This window comes from Allobosea sp. 2RAB26 (assembly GCF_052115465.1).
Classification (GTDB): domain Bacteria; phylum Pseudomonadota; class Alphaproteobacteria; order Rhizobiales; family Beijerinckiaceae; genus Allobosea.
In genome coordinates this window covers 20,400-36,940 of sequence record NZ_JBFRGS010000017.1, presented here as the reverse complement: position 1 = coordinate 36,940, position 16,541 = coordinate 20,400, and the positions used below count along the sequence as shown (strand labels likewise).

Annotated in this window: 17 protein-coding genes and 1 pseudogene; 11 read left to right on the top strand and 7 right to left on the bottom strand. The window is 63.7% G+C overall.

Annotated elements, in window-relative coordinates; genetic code table 11:
* Positions 1 to 4 precede the first annotated feature (4 nt).
* From AB4118_RS26620 to AB4118_RS26595, 6 genes are all read left to right on the top strand, one after another.
* Entirely contained in the window at positions 5 to 1,696 is a 1,692-nt protein-coding gene (locus tag AB4118_RS26620) for an ABC transporter permease subunit (protein WP_441492566.1), read from the top strand.
* Entirely contained in the window at positions 1,693 to 2,691 is a 999-nt protein-coding gene (locus AB4118_RS26615; protein ID WP_441492565.1) for an ABC transporter ATP-binding protein, read from the top strand. Before AB4118_RS26620 ends, AB4118_RS26615 begins: the two co-directional genes overlap by 4 nt.
* A gap of 26 nt (positions 2,692 to 2,717) precedes the next feature.
* The gene (locus tag AB4118_RS26610; protein ID WP_441492564.1) at positions 2,718 to 3,647 is read left to right on the top strand and encodes a dihydrodipicolinate synthase family protein; all 930 of its coding nucleotides are present in this window, start codon (positions 2,718 to 2,720) and stop codon (positions 3,645 to 3,647) included.
* A 278-nt stretch (positions 3,648 to 3,925) separates the two neighbouring features.
* Complete coding sequence (tnpA, locus tag AB4118_RS26605) at positions 3,926 to 4,378, top strand: IS66-like element accessory protein TnpA (RefSeq protein WP_441492563.1); 453 nt, start codon at positions 3,926 to 3,928, stop codon at positions 4,376 to 4,378.
* Between the two features lie 26 nt (positions 4,379 to 4,404).
* A complete protein-coding gene (gene tnpB, locus AB4118_RS26600; RefSeq protein WP_441492562.1) occupies positions 4,405 to 4,731 on the top strand; it encodes an IS66 family insertion sequence element accessory protein TnpB in 327 nt (108 codons plus the stop codon).
* A gap of 361 nt (positions 4,732 to 5,092) precedes the next feature.
* Complete coding sequence (locus tag AB4118_RS26595) at positions 5,093 to 6,316, top strand: glycosyltransferase family 4 protein (protein WP_441492561.1); 1,224 nt, start codon at positions 5,093 to 5,095, stop codon at positions 6,314 to 6,316.
* On the opposite strand, the pseudogene AB4118_RS26590 reads toward AB4118_RS26595, so the two are convergent.
* Positions 6,313 to 7,258: pseudogene (locus AB4118_RS26590) on the bottom strand (IS481 family transposase). The gene AB4118_RS26595 and the pseudogene AB4118_RS26590 sit on opposite strands and share 4 nt — an antisense overlap.
* A 13-nt stretch (positions 7,259 to 7,271) precedes the next feature.
* Here AB4118_RS26590 and AB4118_RS26585 point away from each other — a divergent pair.
* Positions 7,272 to 7,481, top strand: coding sequence for a cold-shock protein (locus AB4118_RS26585; RefSeq protein ID WP_441492560.1), 210 nt, complete (start codon positions 7,272 to 7,274; stop codon positions 7,479 to 7,481).
* A gap of 1,377 nt (positions 7,482 to 8,858) precedes the next feature.
* Entirely contained in the window at positions 8,859 to 9,821 is a 963-nt protein-coding gene (locus AB4118_RS26580; RefSeq protein ID WP_441492559.1) for an IS481 family transposase, read from the top strand.
* Between the two features lie 32 nt (positions 9,822 to 9,853).
* On the opposite strand, the gene scpB is transcribed toward AB4118_RS26580, so the two are convergent.
* Complete coding sequence (gene scpB, locus AB4118_RS26575; protein ID WP_441492558.1) at positions 9,854 to 10,567, bottom strand: SMC-Scp complex subunit ScpB; 714 nt, start codon at positions 10,565 to 10,567, stop codon at positions 9,854 to 9,856.
* A gap of 3 nt (positions 10,568 to 10,570) precedes the next feature.
* Positions 10,571 to 11,527, bottom strand: a complete 957-nt coding sequence (locus tag AB4118_RS26570) for a DUF1403 family protein (RefSeq protein WP_441492557.1) — start codon at positions 11,525 to 11,527, stop codon at positions 10,571 to 10,573.
* Positions 11,528 to 11,796: 269 nt separating this feature from the next.
* Between AB4118_RS26570 and AB4118_RS26565 the strand changes: the two genes are divergently transcribed.
* The 3 genes from AB4118_RS26565 (at position 11,797) to AB4118_RS26555 (ending at position 13,533) form a co-directional block, all read left to right on the top strand.
* A complete protein-coding gene (locus AB4118_RS26565; RefSeq protein WP_441480374.1) occupies positions 11,797 to 12,048 on the top strand; it encodes a type II toxin-antitoxin system Phd/YefM family antitoxin in 252 nt (83 codons plus the stop codon).
* A complete protein-coding gene (locus AB4118_RS26560; RefSeq protein ID WP_441492556.1) occupies positions 12,048 to 12,452 on the top strand; it encodes a PIN domain-containing protein in 405 nt (134 codons plus the stop codon). The genes AB4118_RS26565 and AB4118_RS26560 overlap by 1 nt, the downstream gene beginning before the upstream one ends.
* Positions 12,453 to 12,513: 61 nt before the next feature.
* Positions 12,514 to 13,533 (top strand): tyrosine-type recombinase/integrase, encoded by a 1,020-nt coding sequence (locus tag AB4118_RS26555; RefSeq protein ID WP_441492665.1) that lies wholly within the window; start codon positions 12,514 to 12,516, stop codon positions 13,531 to 13,533.
* A gap of 489 nt (positions 13,534 to 14,022) precedes the next feature.
* On the opposite strand, the gene AB4118_RS26550 is transcribed toward AB4118_RS26555, so the two are convergent.
* From AB4118_RS26550 to AB4118_RS26535, 4 genes are all read right to left on the bottom strand, one after another.
* A complete protein-coding gene (locus AB4118_RS26550) occupies positions 14,023 to 14,541 on the bottom strand; it encodes an RES family NAD+ phosphorylase (protein ID WP_441492555.1) in 519 nt (172 codons plus the stop codon).
* A complete protein-coding gene (locus tag AB4118_RS26545; RefSeq protein WP_441480371.1) occupies positions 14,538 to 14,927 on the bottom strand; it encodes an MbcA/ParS/Xre antitoxin family protein in 390 nt (129 codons plus the stop codon). The genes AB4118_RS26550 and AB4118_RS26545 overlap by 4 nt, the downstream gene beginning before the upstream one ends.
* Positions 14,928 to 15,518: 591 nt before the next feature.
* Positions 15,519 to 15,758, bottom strand: coding sequence for a WGR domain-containing protein (locus AB4118_RS26540; protein WP_441492664.1), 240 nt, complete (start codon positions 15,756 to 15,758; stop codon positions 15,519 to 15,521).
* 222 nt (positions 15,759 to 15,980) lie between these two features.
* Positions 15,981 to 16,130, bottom strand: coding sequence for a ParB N-terminal domain-containing protein (locus AB4118_RS26535; protein WP_441480370.1), 150 nt, complete (start codon positions 16,128 to 16,130; stop codon positions 15,981 to 15,983).
* Positions 16,131 to 16,541 lie beyond the last annotated feature (411 nt).

The window sequence follows — 16,541 nt, the reverse complement described above, 5'->3', positions numbered from 1 at the left end:
CGGCATGGCGACATTTGCATCCGCATCGGCACGGCGTCCCGCCGTGGCGGGACGAGGCTTCCCGGTCTGGCTCGGGCTTTTGCCCTTCGCCATCGTGCTAGCGGTGCTATTCGCCGTTCCGGTGCTGTCGCTGCTTAAGCTCGCCTTCGGCGAGGCCGGCTTCACGCTCGCGCATTTCCGACGAATGGTCGAGGTTCCGGTCTATCGTTCAGTGCTCGCCACGACGCTTGGCATCGCCGGGCTCGTGACGGTGCTGGCGGTCCTGGCCAGCTATCCGCTCGCCTATGTCATGGCGACGGTCGGGCCGCGCATGCGCGCCCTGTTGATGCTGCTCGTGCTGTTGCCGTTCTGGACGAGTGCTCTGGTGCGCACGACGGCCTGGATCATCCTGCTTCAGAGCAATGGGGTGATAAACAAGCTCCTGATGGGCGCCGGCCTGACTTCCACGCCGATCGCCTTCATCTACAATCTATCTGGCGTGCTGATTGGGATGACTCATGTGCTCATGCCGTTCATCGTGCTGCCGCTCTATGCAGCCTTCCGCAATCTCGAACTTTCGACAGTCCAAGCCGCCGAAGGCCTCGGCGCAGGGCCCTTCACCATCTTTCGTCGCATCATTCTGCCATTGACGGCGCCTGGCGTGGTCGCGGGAGCGATGATCGTCTTCATGAACGCAATCGGCTTCTATCTGACGCCCGCTTTGATGGGCGGCCCGGGCCAGACCATGGTCGCGCAAATGATCGCGACCAACATCAACACCGACCTGAACTGGCCCTTCGCCGCGGCACTCGCCAGCGTACTGCTGGTCGCGACCATCACAATGCTTGCCCTGTTCCAGCGCTTCTTTGGGCTAGAGCGGCTGATTGAGGGCGGTGGCGGAAAGGCCGGGGAGCCCTTCACCGTAACCTCGCGCGGCCGCTCGCCTGGCGGCTGGCTCGCCATCCTTTGTGCGGGGCTAATCGGCGCCTTTTTGATCGCTCCCATCGTCATCGTCTTTCCGATGAGCCTGGGCTCCTCGCCCTTCCTCAGCTTTCCGCCCGAGAACTACAGCCTCGTCTGGTACGAGAGCTTCTTCAACACGAGCAAATGGGTCGCGGCGCTAACGCGCTCGCTTCAGATCGCCGCACTCGTCGTCGTAATCTCTGTCACACTGGGGACGCTTGCCGCGCTGGGCGTGTCACGCATGAAGCCGCGTTGGCGCAGCACGGTCGAGACCCTCTTTATCCTGCCGATGATCGTGCCGGTCATCATCCTGGCCGTCGGTCTTTATTACCTGCTCGCGCCGACGGGACTCGTCGGTTCGATCTGGGCGGTCACGCTTGGCCACGTCGTACTCGCGACGCCCTATGTCTTCATCACTGTGCGCGCCGCGCTGAAATCCTTTGACCAGAATCTTGAACTGGCGGCGCTGGGCCTGGGGGCCTCCTGGGTTTCAATGTTCCGCCGCGTGATGCTTCCGGGGATCGCGCCGGGGATCGCGGCAGGTGCAATCTTCGCCTTCATCACCTCATTCGACGACGTCGTGATCGCGCTATTCCTGACCAATATCCGCAGCCGTACGCTCCCGAAGCTGATGTATGAAGGCGTCGCTCACGAGATCGATCCGACGATCATCGCCGCCTCCTGCCTGATCATCCTGGTCACGGTGCTGGTGCTCGGCATCAATCTCCTCGTTTCGAAGCGCAAGACATCATGAGCATCTCCGCTTTAGGAAAAGCCGTCTCGATCCGCTCGCTCGGCAAGAGTTACGGCACGACCCTCGCGCTTGACGGCGTCTCCCTGGAGATCGCCGCCGGTGAATTCTGCACGCTGCTGGGGGCTTCCGGCTCGGGCAAGACGACGCTATTGAAGACCATCGCCGGTTTCGAGACTTACGATGCCGGCCAGATCCTGGTCGGCGGTTCCGACATTGGCCCAGTGCCGGTATCGAAGCGCAATATCGGCATGGTGTTCCAGAATTATGCGCTCTTCCCGCATATGAGTGTGCGCCGCAACGTCGCCTTCGGCCTCGAGATGCGGCAGGTCTCGAAGCGGGATGTCGACGCACGCGTCTCCGAGGCGCTGTCACTGGTCGATCTGAGCGCCTACGGCGAGCGGTTGCCCCGCCAGCTTTCCGGCGGACAGCAGCAGCGCGTTGCCCTGGCCAGGGCGCTGGTAATTAGTCCCGATATCCTCCTGATGGATGAGCCGCTGGGGGCGCTCGACAAGAACCTACGGCAGTCGATCCAGATCGAGCTGAAGCGGCTGCATGCTGCCGTCGGCGCCACAGTGGTCTATGTCACGCATGATCAGGAGGAAGCGCTCTTCCTCTCCGACCGTATCGCGCTGATGGACAAGGGGCGGATCGTGCAAGCGGGCACGCCCCGGGAATTGTACGACAGGCCGGCCAACCGCTTCGTCGCCGGCTTCCTCGGCGAATGCAACTTCATCGCCGTCGAAGGGCGTCAGATCGCCATCCGCCCCGAAAAAGTCTGCGTCGGAACCGAGGCGGCCAGATGCGACCAGAGCCTCCAGGCTCGCGTCGGATCGGTCAATTTCATCGGGCGCGGCTTCCGCGTCATGCTCGAACGCGAAGGCTTCGAGGTCGCAGCCTTGGTTGACGCGTCCGACGAAATCGCTGCCCTGCAGCCCGGTGCGACCGTGTCATTCGGGTACCTGCGCGGCGACGTCATGAACATCGCCTCTGCCTGATCGCGAATAACGAAGAGAACTTCAAAATGCTCCTTACTGCCAGCGCCTCCGGCGTCTACCCGATCGCACCCACGCCGTTCCTGCCCGATGGAGCGGTGGATTGGGCCTCGGTCGACAGTTTATTCTCCTTCTACGACACGATAGGCGCTGATGGGACGACGGTGCTCGGGATGATGGGCGAAGCACCAAAGCTTGAGCCCGATGAATCGCTTGGCATCGTCAAGGCGGCAGTCAGGAACATGCCGGGCAAGCCGGTCATTGTCGGCGTCTCCGCGCCAGGTTTTGCCGCCATGCGCACGCTGGCGCGCCAGTCGATGGAACTCGGCGCGGCCGGGGTGATGATCGCCCCGCCATCGTCGCTGAGGACCGATGATCAGATTACCGGCTATTATGCTCAGGCGGTCGAGGCGATCGGCTCCGAAATCCCCTTCGTCATCCAGGACTTTCCGTTGGCCCTGTCGGTGATCATGACGCCGGCCGTGATCCGCAAGATCGTCATGGACAACCCCTCCTGCGTGATGCTGAAACACGAGGACTGGCCGGGTCTGGAGAAGATATCGACGCTACGCAGGTTTCAGAAGGAAGGCTCACTGCGCGATCTCTCGATCCTCACTGGCAATGGTGGAATGTTCCTCGATTTCGAGATGGAGCGCGGCGCCGACGGCGCGATGACGGGTTATGCCTTCCCCGAATTACTGATCGATGTCGTGACGCTTCAGAAGGCGGGCAATCGCGACGCCGCGCACGATCTCTTCGACACGCATATGCCGCTGCTGCGCTACGAGCAGCAGCAAGGCGCGGGCTTGGCCGTCCGCAAATACACGATGATGAAGCGCGGCATCCTCAGCCATGACGCGCAGCGTAAGCCGGGCTCCACCATCACAGCCGCCGCGAAGGCAGAGGTCGACTACCTACTAGAACGCGTGGCAAAAACCGACCCCAGAGCGAATAGCTGAGCCTGGAGTCGCGTTTCTCCGCCAATTTGCGAGATTTCAACTGCGGCTCAAACCGTGCCCCCTCTGGACCTATGTGGGAACGGTTGAACTGAAGGCGGGTTCTGCTGGGATGTGACGTCCACCCGAGAGGTCCAATGCTCACTCACCTGCTAAATGGCATCGGCGCTTATGCCGGAACAATAATGCAGCCCCCACCCGAACTGTAAGCGGTGTCCCGGCGCCACCTTTCCGGCAACGGTCTGAGCGACGATGTTGGAAGCCCCTGAGGGCTTCGGCACATGACGATTTCAGAGCTTACGCTTAAATCCAGCGACGATGAGCCGGTTCGGAGGTTCGAGGTCTTCACCGGGACCGGACGCCGACGGGATTGGTCGGACGACGACAAGGCAAGGATCGTGGCGGAGAGCTACGAGCCGAGCGCGACGGTGAGCGAGGTTGCGCGCCGCTATGCCTTGTCTCCGCAGCAGTTGTTCGGCTGGCGGCGTCTTTTGCGGCGAGCACCGGAGACGTTGCCGCCGGCATCATTGCCAACGTTCGTGCCTGCGGTGGTCGATGCAGCACGCCCGGCGCCCGAGACCGTGAGGCAGCCGGCGACGCGTCGTCGTCGTGGCGTAGCCCGGTCGAGCGGCGGGATTGAGATCGAGATTGACGGCGTCGTGGTGCGTGTCGGAACCAGTGCGAGCCCGAAGACGATTGCCGCGGTGATATCCGCGCTAAAGGGCGGCTCGTGATCGGCCCGACTGGCGCGGTCCGTGTCATGATCGCAACGAAGCCGGTCGACTTCCGCAAGGGCGCGGAGGGCTTGGCCGCACTGGTGCGCGAGAGCATGGGCGCCGATCCGTTCTCGGGCGCGGTGTATGTGTTCCGGGCGAGGCGTGCTGACCGGATCAAGCTCGTCTACTTCGATGGGACGGGTGTCTGCCTGTTCTCGAAGAGACTGGAAGACGGCAAGTTCCAGTGGCCCACTATCGCCGACGGCGTCGTGCGACTCACAGCGGCGCAGCTTCAGGCGCTGCTCGAAGGCCTCGACTGGCGACGGGTGCATCAGCGGCGCGAGACGCGCGTCCCCGTCGCGGCAAGTTGATCGCTCGGCGGTGGCAAGCCACTGTAATCCATGATTGAATCGGCTCCGTGAGCAACGCGGCCAACCCACTGACCAGCGATCCGATCGCGCTTCGGGCGATGCTCGCGGAGGAGCGCGCCGATCCCACGCGTCCTTTTCCGATGCGGCGAAGCGCCATGTGCATGATTGGCGTGCCTTTCACAGCGGCTCGAACCTGGTCAAGTCACTTTGCGAGACGGAGCGGTGAACCCGCCGCTTCAGACCGCGCTACGGTAAAGCCGGGCTTATGATGGCCCAACCTGCAAAGACACTAACTGCGGCAACGCCAGCCAGAGGGCGCGACGACGCGCGCGTTGCGGTCATATTCCCCGGAAGGCACCTGTTGGACGGCGCCGGCGCCGTTCAGGTGCTCCAGCAGCAAAGAGCCTGGCTCGTGGCGAACGGCTATACAATCGGGCTCATTCTGATAGCACCTCATTTATCCTGGTCTTGCCGCAAACGGAGGCTTCGGCGGAGGAATTTACGCGAGGCCGCACTGGCCCTTGGCTTCGAGGACATCACCATCATCGGGATCGGGTGGCGCAAGCTGCGGCGCTGGTCGGCCATAGCTAAGCTACTGGCTTCCGTTTTCGGGAAGAACTGGTCCATCGACATGGACCTCATGATTTCGGATTCTATTGCGGCCGATGCACTCCCGCTCACGGTCCGGCATCATTATGGTGGCGTAATCTGCAACTACCTGTCGGGGCTGTCTGCCGCGGACGCAATCGCGCCGCCCCCCCGCCAGCTCCTCGTGCTGCATGATTGGATCAGCACCGACATCCCCGCTCGAATTGCTGGCCTCTTGCGCGATGGTCGCCAACGGTTGGCGCTCAATGAGGAGGAGGCCGAGCGCATTACTGCGCTCGCGCCGGATCAGCCTTGTCTCGTTGGTCTTCCGGTCGGACTAACCCAGGCGGACCAGATGCCGGGTCCGCTCCGCCATGTGAATCTGTCCACCGTCTTGGCGGCATCGGGCCCGCGCCTGCCGCAGGAACCCGGACGGCCATCCCCCGCGCCTGACGCGCTCGCGCAGGGAACCCACTCTTCGATTGAACTGCTCTTTATCGGTGGGGCTCACCCGCCCAATTGCGAAGGGATCTCCGCGTTCGTGCGGAGCTGCTTTGGGCCGTTCCTGTCGCCCCGGGGCGTTCAGCTGGTCGTCGCCGGTGCGGCGGGGCCGGCTGCCGGCCTTCCCCCAATGCCCGGTCTCCATGTTCTCGGCCCCGTGCGCGACCTGCGCCCGCTCTATGCTGCCGCACAGCTCGTAGTAGTTCCCTTGTTGAGCGGTACAGGCGTCTCGATTAAAACTCTCGAGGCCATAAGCTTCGGCAAGCCGGTACTGACTACACCAATTGGCGTGCGCGGCTTGGGAGGAAATGTCGGGCCGGCATTGCCTCCTCCCTTTGATCGAAGATGGGCGGACCAGATCCTGGTCCTTCTGAGCGATCCCACGCTGCGCGAACGCTGGAGCCTCGATCAGCGCAACGCAGTTTCGCAACAGACTCTCGAAAAGGCCCTCACACGCGCGTTCGATCGAATTCGCACTCTCGAGCAGTCCGACTAGGTGTCGTTTCCAAGAAGGTTGTTCAGGCTTGTGCAAAGCGGCTTTCCACCGAGGGCTGAGTGAGGCCGGGAGAGATTGTAGTCGTTTGCCCATGGCCCGATGGCGGCGTGGCGCTCTGCCGAGTTCTGATAGGGTCTGGCGTAGGCCCATTCGCGCAGGCTGGTCTGGATGAAGCGCTCGGCCTTGCAGTTGGTTCGCGGGGTGTAGGGCCGGGTGCGGACATGGCGGGCGCCGGCCTTTGCGAGGGCCGTGGCGAAGAGCTTCGAACGATAGGCGGAGCCGTTGTCGGTCATCACGCGTTCGACCGTGACGCCGAGACGGCCGAACCAGGCGAGCGCGCGTTCGAGGAAGGCCGTGGCGTCCTCCCCACCGAGGCTTGGGAGCACTTTGACAAAGGCCAGTCGCGAGGCATCGTCGACAGCCACATGCAAATCCTCCCAGCCGATGCCGCGATTGCGGCCTTGGCCGGTGCGGTTGCCGGTGATGCGGTGGCCGACGCCGTCGATCCGGCCTAGGCTCTTTGATGTCGATGTGGATCAGCTCGCCCGGCGAGGCCCGCTCATAGCGAATGATCTCGGGTTTCGGCTCCAGCGCCGACAAACGGTTCAGTCCCAGGCGGAGCAGGATCGCTGCCACGGTCGAGCGGGGCATACCCAGCGCAGCCGCAATCTGCGGGCCGCTCAGCCGCTGACGTCTCAGCGCCTCGATCTCGGCGATGCGCTCGGCCGGCGTGACATGCGGACAGTGATGCGGGGCTGAACTGCGGTCGTGATACCTGCGCTCGTCACTCAGTCGATGCCGGCGCAGCCAGATATGCGCAGTCCGTGTCGACACGACCGCGGCCCGCGCCGCAGCCTTGACCGGCCAGCCTCCCTCGATCCGTGTTGCCAGCAGGGCTCGACCTGTCGGTGTCAGACGGGCATTCTTGGCTCGTCGATTAATTAAAAGGTGGCTTATGGCGACGGGAACAGTGAAGTGGTTTAATTCGACCAAGGGCTTTGGCTTTATCCAGCCGGACGATGGCGGCCAGGATGCCTTCGTTCATATCAGCGCGGTCGAACGAGCGGGCATGCGCAACCTGCGCGAAGGACAAAAGATCTCCTACGAGCTCGTGCCAGACAGGCGGTCGGGCAAAGCGTCAGCCGAGAATCTTCGCGCCGAGTGAGGCCTCAGATTGAATGCGAGGGCCCGGGCGGATCCGCCGACATGCTCTCGGCTCAGAGCCGAGGCTCAGTTCCACCGCTCGGATCCGGGTCATCAAAGGGGAGGTCGTCGCGTTCGGCGTCTCCATCCCGCTCGTCGCTAATGGACCTTAACTGCGAGAGTTGCGAGGTAGAGACCAGCGAACGTCGTCGTCCCAATCGCTGTCGCAGCAATCGGGCTCCCGCTGACCAACAAAGCAGCTAATCCAACCGCAGTGCAAAAGCCTGCTGAAACAATAGTGCTCATCGGCGCGGACCTCACATGCCACGGACGCGGTGATACGCTAGCACGCGGCAGCCGAAGTGCGCACTGCAACATGGAAAATTTCGAGGTCGTTTCGAGCTTTTCGCGACGCGCCTTTCCTACTCGCTGGCGGGCCTTATCTAGCCCGGGCACAAAAAAGCTACATTCCTCCTTCTTAGTGCCACAACTTCGCCACGAGTGTTACAAGGGGTTAGTATGGCGAACTTGCGTTGCTGCGCCGGCCTGGCCGGGCTGTTGATGGCTGGCTGCTCGGCCCAATCCGTGCCGACGGTCGAGTCGATTACGAAGCCGACGTTCGAAACCTTTGCCGGGCTGACGAGTTGGCGGCCTTGGCAATCGGCTCAACAGGAGAAGCCTCAACCGGCTCCTATCGTGCTCTCTGATGCCCCGTCGGAGCCGAGCAAGCCGCTGTCGATCACGCCTGCGCAGGAGAAAGTTACGAGGCCGGCCCCCAAGCCCGCGCCCGTCGTCGCAAGCGCACCGAAACCAGCCGCCCCGCCAACACGCCGTATTGTGCCCGCTGTGATGTCGGAACCACCGGTTAAAAGCGGGTCGGTATTAGTCTCGTGCCACACGCAAAACGAGCCCGGTCAGCGCGTGCGCATGGAATGTATCCCTGTCGACTGACAACATTCGCCCCAGCTACGGCCTACAGGCCCCTCCAACAAGCAGATGGCCCGATCCGCGATCCTACAGTCGCTCTGGCGCTAGGAAGGCATCAAGGCCACGTGACATGAGCCGACCCACGGGCGACGTCACGCCTCGCATTAGCGACGGCTTCCACCCGCGTCAGGCGCAGATCTCGGTGCCCGGAGCGTGGCTCAGGCGATCCGTGCCGCCGCCACCCCGCGGGTTTTATGCGGCGGTCGACGCGGTTTCATGCGAAGCTTGCGTGAGGTGTTCACCCTAACGTTCTCACCCGCAGCAGAGGACATCTGAGATGACCCTGGTCTGGACCGAGAAGGATTTCGGAAGCGGCGCGATTGCCCTCCAAGACGATGACAACCACTAGGTGTGTAGTCCCGAAATCTGATGGTGCATCATCGATCCTGAGTCGTCAGGAGGAGGATGCATTATGGGAAGCGTTCTTCATGGCAGCGCCCGCACGACGGCGCGTGTTCGAGCCGAGCTCCAAGGGTCGAAAGAGAGCAGCCGGGCCCTTGCCGTCCGCTACGGCTTGAATCCGAAGACTGTGCTCAAGTGGCGCAAAAGGACCACCACATCCGATGCGCCCATGGGACCGAAGGACCCTCGAAGTACGGTGCTGACGCCGGCCGAGGAAGCCATCGTCGTGGCCTTCCGGCAGAAGACACTGCTGCCGCTGGACGACGTGCTGGGTTGCCTGAAGGACACCATCCCCGGCCTCAGCCGCAGCGCCCTGCACCGTTGCCTCCAACGCCACGGCATCTCCCGACTGCCTAAGGATGAAACGGCGGACAAGCGCAGCCAGTTCAAGACCTACGCCATCGGCTACGTCCACATCGACAGCTGCGAACTGCGCCACGCCGAAGGCAAGCTGCACATGTTCCTGGCTATCGATCGGGTCTCCAAGTTCACCTACGTTGAGTTCCACGCGCGCATCGGCAGCAAGATCGGCGCAGACTTCCTGCGGGCTGTGGCCGAGGTATTCCCCTACCAGATACACACGGTCCTTACCGATAACGGCATGGCTTTCGCTGATCTGCCCAAGAACCGTTCCGGTCCGACAGCCATGATGCGCGGCCATCCCTTCGACCGCGCTTGCTGGGAGCTCGGCATCGAGCACCGACTGACCAAACCCTATCATCCATGGACCAACGGCCAGGGCGAACGGATGAACCGCACAATCAAGGACGCCACGATCAAGATCTTCCACTACGATTGCCTGGAAAGCCTGAAGGCCCACGTCCTGGTCTTCGTTACCGCCTACAACTTCGCCAAGCATCTCAAGGCGCTGCGATGGCGAACGCCCTATCAGGCCATCTGCGACGCCTGGATCAGTGACCCGTCACCCTTCAAAATCAATCCGCACCATCTCATCCCGAGACCGCACACCTAGTACGGGCGCCGCGCGCCTGCTGGCTCCGCTCATCATGCTGGCCCGGTTCTGCCCGTCGCGGCCCGATCGTCATTGGCGATGCCGTTGCGTTCCGTGTCGACGTCCCCTTCGTGATCGACGCCCATCGGAATCTCATCAGCCAGGAGCTGGTCCTTGCTCAACAGGCCGGCATCCTCGAGCTTTTCGAGATCGGGCAGGTCGCGCAGGCTGGCGAGACCGAACACCGAAAGGAATGTATCGGTCGTCACATAGGTATAGGGCGCCCCCGGCTCCGGGCTGCGCGGTCCGGCCGTGATCACGCCGGCGCGTTTTAGCGCCGCAACGCTGTCGCGGCTCATCTCCTTGCCAAAGACCTTGCCGAGCTCGCTGCGGGTGATCGGCTGCAGATAAGCGATCCCGGACAGAAACAGCATCTCGGTCGGCGACAAGCCGGCGGTGGGCTGCGGCGCTCCGGACACCGCCCGGATCACTGGGGCAAAGGCGCCACGGGTCCGGTGCTGCCAGCCCCCGGCGACGGCGACCAGGTCATAGGGGCGGCCGCGCAACTCCTCGCGGATGTCGGCGATGATCAGATCGATCGCACAGTCGCGCCCGACAATCTGCGCCAGCACCTCGCGCGGGACCGGCTCGGGCGCGGCAAAGATCACGGCTTCGACCCGGCCCATCCATTCCCGCCAGCGCAATTCGGGCGGCAGCTCGGCCAGTTCGGTGTCGAGCGCACTCTCCGGTTTAGAGCGACGCGCCACGGCTCACAGCCCATAGAGGCGAAAGCTCGGCCGACCTGACAATTCGCGGACAGCGCCGAGCGAGACGAGCCTGTCGAACAGACGGCGCAGGCCGCGATCCGAGATGCCGCCGATCTCCGCCGAGCCCGCCAATGCATCGTCGCTTAGCAAGGCTGCGATCACCGCACCCGAGCCTTTGGCCCGCAATTTTGGCGCCGCCCCTGCGAGAACATCCGCCCGCCGCGCCAGCTCACCGGCCAGGTCGATCGCGCCGCTGGCCGCCCGCGCATAGGCCAGGGCGAGCGCCAGCTGCCAGCCCTCCCCGCCCGGGCGCGGACGTTTTCCGGTCGAGCCGACGCGCACGCCAGGATCAAGGATCGTCGTTGCCAGGAGCGGCACCGGCAAAAGCCATTTGAACTTTTGGGCGAGCACGGCGTCAGCCAACCAGAGCGCCAAGAGTTCGGCATCCGGGCGCACTTTGACGACGCGCTCGCTCAGCTCGGCCACGGCGACGATCGCCGCCCGGGCCGAACCGGTCGCTGCGGACGCCAGCTCGGCAACCGCCGCGAGGTCTGTCGCACTCAGGGCCAAACCAAAGCTGGCGGCGGCTCGCGCGGTCGCTTCTGGCGAACAATCCGGCGAGCGTGCGACGAGGTGCCGCCAGGCCAGCAGGACACGCCCGGCCGGACCAGGGTCGTCGCCGGGCCGGCGCAGCAGCTGGACGTCGCGCAACTGGTTTTGATCCTCGCGGCGGCCGAGCAGGCGCAGGCTGGCGGCCGCGGCCTGCAGCGCCAGGCGCTGCCGAAACACCCCGCTCCACGGCAGCGTGTCACGGGCGATCGCATCGAGCACCGCGAGGCTGGCGCCGGCCTGAAAGGCCGCGTCAACACCCTGATCGGATTGCGGTTTTGTCCGCACCCAGCCTGGGACCGGCTGGACGGCAGAGGGTGATGGGATCAGGGGCGTGGCGCGGCGAAGCATACCAACAGCATAGCAAGCAGCGGCGCTTCTTGCTACCAATATGTGAGCAAAGCGCCGCACCCGTCATCCTAGAATAACGAACGATAATGTTGCATTATCATTCATTCCTGCCATCATCCGAAAATGCTGACTCTGGCTGCGGGAACGTCCGACCAACCTCCGAGACGAAACCACCGAGCGTCCGCTCCGGTCGTCCGGTCGGCGATCACATTGCACATGGTTAATGACGGGCCTATCAAGCTAGCCTGTCTAGCTAGGAGATTCGCGCGATGGAGTGGCCGTTGCAGGATGCCAAGAACCACTTTTCGAAGGTGGTCCAGCGCGCGCGCAGCGAAGGCCCGCAGGTCGTGACGCTGCGGGGCGAAGCGGCGGCGGTCGTCCTCTCCACACAAGCCTATGAGGCGCTGCGTGCGGCACGGCCGACACTCGTCGATGATTTGGTGGCCGCGCCGCTCTGGGACGAAGCGCTTGCGCGAGGGCTCACACCCGCGCGCGGGACGGCCGGTCGCGAGGCCGTCTGATGTACCTTCTCAGCACCGATTTCGTTGCCGAGGTTCGCACGGGATCACCGCCGGCGGTCGCTTGGCTGCGCGCCATCTACCCCTTGGGCGTCTATCTGAGCGTGATCACGCTTGGTGAGCTCGGCCGGGCCATCGGCGCACACCGGCCGCGCGAACCCGACCAAGCGGCCCAGCTCAGCGAATGGCTGCGCAAGCTCCGCCATGACCATCACGATCGAATCCTGCCGGTCTGCGATCGCGTCGCGGCCGCGTGGGGCCGGATCCCCTCCCCCGCCCCCGATGCCGTAGCGGACGCGCTACTTGCGGCGACGGCGATCGTGCATGACATGATCGTGGTCAGCCGCCGGTCAGACCAGTTCGAGACGATGGGCGCCTCGGTCGTCAATCCCTGGGACGTCCGTTGATGGGGGCGCGGTCATGAGCAGCGAGACGGGGTCATCCGGAACAATCACCCCCTCACCTCCCATGGCGCCCGATGTCGCTGCGCAAAGTGTCCTCTCACCGCAGCTCGAGGATCTTGCCGGTCGGGCCCGCCGCTATGTCGAAGCGGCCAGCTCGCCCAATACACGTCGCGCCTATGCCTCGGACTGGAAGCAATTTGCTGGCTGGTGCCGTCGCCAGGGCATTTCGGCTGTGGAGCCCGATCCCCAGGTCATCGGGCTCTACATCACCGCCCTTGCCTCCGGCACCGCCAGTGGCGATCGGCGGCCGTCAACGGTGAGCACGATCGAACGCCGCCTCTCTGCCTTGGCCTGGACCTACGCTCAGCGCGGTCCCCCCCTCGACCGGCAGGATCGCCATATTGCGACCGTGCTCGCCGGGATCCGCAACACCCACGGTCGTCCGCCAGTCCAGAAAGAGGCAGTGCTGCCGGAAGACGTGATTGCGATGCTGGAGACGCTCGATCGCGGTAGCCTGCGTGGCCTGCGCGACCGCGCCATGCTGCTGCTTGGCTTCGCCGGAGGTCTCCGGCGCTCGGAGATCGTCGGCCTCGATGTTGGTCCGGACCACAGCGAGGACGGCCGGGGCTGGGTCGAGATCCTCGACAAGGGCATGGTCGTGACGTTGCGTAGCAAGAACGGCTGGCGCGAGGTTGAGATCGGCCGCGGCTCGTCGGACACGACCTGCCCCATCGCCGCGCTGCAAACCTGGCTCAGGTTCGCCAGGATCGCACACGGGCCGCTGTTTCGCCGCGTGACCGGCCAGGGCCAGGACGTCGGTCCTGAGCGCCTCCTTGATCAGGAGGTGGCGCGTCTCGTCAAGCGCGCGGCCCTGGCTGCCGGCGTGCGCGGCGACCTTCCTGAAGGGCAACGGGCCGAGAAGTTTTCCGGTCACTCGCTCCGGGCCGGTCTCGCGTCCTCGGCCGAAGTCGACGAGCGCTATGTCCAGAAGCAACTTGGTCACGCCAGTGCCGAAATGACCCGGCGCTATCAGCGCCGCCGCGATCGCTTCCGGGTCAATCTCACCAAGGCAGCGGGCCTTTAGAGCTTAGCCTCGGGCCCGGAGCGACATTCTGCTCGGAACGGTCGGCCGACGGGGCTGAGGGCTGAGTGTATCTGCGACTTTCAACGTCGCTAAAACACAGGGGCGGACATAGTCCCGCATGTCAGCGCGCCAGCGTTCCGTCATCAGCTCCCAGCGCAGCTGATGCTGACGTCGGACCGTCTCATGAAGAGCCTTCGCTGCCGCTTCGACAGCGAGTTCAACGCGATTCGTCATCACCCCACGCCCCTCGTCTACGCATCCCCGACCGCTATGCTATGGGCAATGCAAGCCAAGCGAAACGGGCGGATCGCCCATTCAGCCCACAATTCACTGCGCAACAGCTTGGGAGCCACGCTGCACCTTGCGGCTCAGCCAACCCGGTCATGCCCCGCCCGTGATCAGCGCCGGCGCGATCGGTTCAGGGTGAACCTGCCCAAGGCCGCCGGGTTATAGCGGCCAACGTCCCCTCCCCTTCTGCCCGATCGGAGGTCAGCGCCACGACAGCTGATCCTTCGGAAGCCGACCGCTGGGATCGAAGACCGTCACCTTGTGCGGCAGATCCGGTCCCCAGCGCCAGAGCACGAGGTTGAGATCATCCGCTTCGGCGCCTGGTGCGAAGCTTGGCACACGCAGACCGGCGATCCCCCGCGCTTTTAGCCGATCATGGACCGACCACGAAGCCGGCCGTTCGCCCTCGGCAAGAGCTCCTGCCCAGGCACAGGCCAACTCATCGCGCTCGACCGCATGCTCTCTCCTGCCCTGCTCCGTCGTCAGGTCAGCGATATCCTCACAATCGATCTCATAAGAACACAACACACAGGGGTCGATGCGATGCGCAAAACCCTGGTTGGCCTCCTTGATTGCGGTCATGATGCTCAAGCCGAGATACAGCGCAGGGACCCCCTTTGGGTTGAAGCGGGCGCCCCTGATCGCCGCACCTTCCCCCGACAGCGGCTTGAAAGCCCAGCGCGGATCATGTGCCCGGTAGCAGGTGCCGACAAACCTCACGCAAAGCCGCCAAGCGCCATGTGGTCGAGATAGTCCCGAACGGCCGCAGCCTTGCCCTCCTTGACCAGTGCCTCGGCGGTTCGTCCGCCGAAGGCCGGCAGGGGCTGGGCCCGATACCAGGCCATCGCCTGCTCCTTGCCACCCGCCCATTCCGAGACGCGGCTGATGATTTCGAGCATCTCGCGGAGCCGGCCCTGGGTCCGTTGCGCTCCGCTCCGCTCGGCTCGGTAAAGCGTCTCGCGAGCGAGACCCGCGGTTTCGGCGAGCTGGGTCTTGGACATGCCGAAGCCGTCCGCCAGCTGAGTGATCGCAATCCTGCCGGCCCGGTCCATATAGGACAGGATCAGGGATTCGCTCTGCAGCGGAGCCTTCACAGCTTGAGCCATTCTGCCTCCTTTGCCACATCCAGGCGCACATCCATCTGGCAGAATATATGGCATTCATCGCCCAGTTTCAACCTCAACACGTCGAGGCCGAACTTATGCTCCTGGCAGGCCCAGCACCCGATCGACCATCGCCAGCTTGGCTCGAATCTGTCGCACTGAGATCCAATCCGACCATACAAAGAGCCGCCGCCATCCCGGCCCGCTGATGGCTGCAGATCTCGGCCATTCTCCTCCGAGCTGATCGCTCTCGCCGAACTAAGCCGCAAAGTGCGCCGCCATGGCGTTCAGCCGTTCGACCGGAATGGCGGGCGCGGCGGCACATTCCAGCTGCTGTGCGAGGAAAGCATCCCCGAGAAAATGCTGACTTCACCGGGCAAACGGGCCTCAAAGGTTCAGCGAAGCAATAGCAAAGCTGAACCAATCGCGACGACGGCGCTCCGAAGCAGAACCGTGTCACCAGCCATTGAGGCTTCCGCGGTTTCAGGCGTACGCATACCGATGGCCTCCCTATCGAAGGCAGCTTCCTGCAGGCTGACGCCGGGTACAATGCCTCTCCACGACAGCCGGCGCGCAGCTGTGACCACCCGGCAACTAGGAGCCCCGCTCCTCATCCGATTCAGGCTCATTGTCTCCAGCCGCGGTCCTGACGATGCGATAGCCGCGCCTGGTCTTCCGGAGCAGCCAATGCTCCAGCGCCTCAGCGGCTTCATCGAGACCTCTGTACAGATCCAACCGCCGCCGGCCGGAACGGCCCCATCGGCCCCATTCGCGGACAAGGGCAACATCTCCGAAAAGCGTTGGCTCGACGGAGAGCACATAGAACCGCGCCATGTTCTGCTGCGGATCGGTCCGATCCAACACCAACATTTGCAGGCGAGGCGAGGTCGTCACAATGGCGCTGTCCATCCGCGCATTTCGCGCCCAGTTCGGGTTTCGGTCCAATGCAAAGGTTGAATCGGTCGGGCGCCACTGATTCACGCGGTTGATGGGAGACGGAACGCGCGAGCGACTAGGCTCGTTTCTTCTCGCGCTTCCGGCTGCCGATCAGGGCCATCAGCATCGGCCGATCGGCGTGTCCTGCCCACGCTCCCGGATGGCCTGCAGGATCTCGTTGAACTCCTGCTCGCTCTCATCGATGCGGTCTTTGCGGAATGAGGGATCGACGCTGTCGGGATCGAGCTCAACGATCGGCTCGCCTTCCATCAGCTAATCGGCCCGCGCAGTGAACTCATTGAGCGAGCTTAGGAACGACTTGGACACGCCCTTGACCGCATAATCGAGCGCCGGCGTGCTCCTGCACGGGAACGTCATCGGTGAGCAGGTTCGCGAAGTGGTTTATGCGAGCCAATCCGCGCGCTCGTCATTTGAAACAGGCCATTAAAATCGCGGCCTTTTTCCTCGTTTTTTACTGCAGTCAACATCACAGCCGCCCCCAAGCCTGATGGTTGAGGCCTTGCACTTCGAAATCGACAGCATCCATGCATTCAATCGCGGTGAAGTTTGCGCGCTCGACCTCAGCGAGCCATTGAGGCTTCCGTACTTTCAGGCGGGTGCATAGCGATCGTCTCCTTCTGAAAGGCAGCTTCCTCCAGGAGCATAACGATGGCGGTAGCC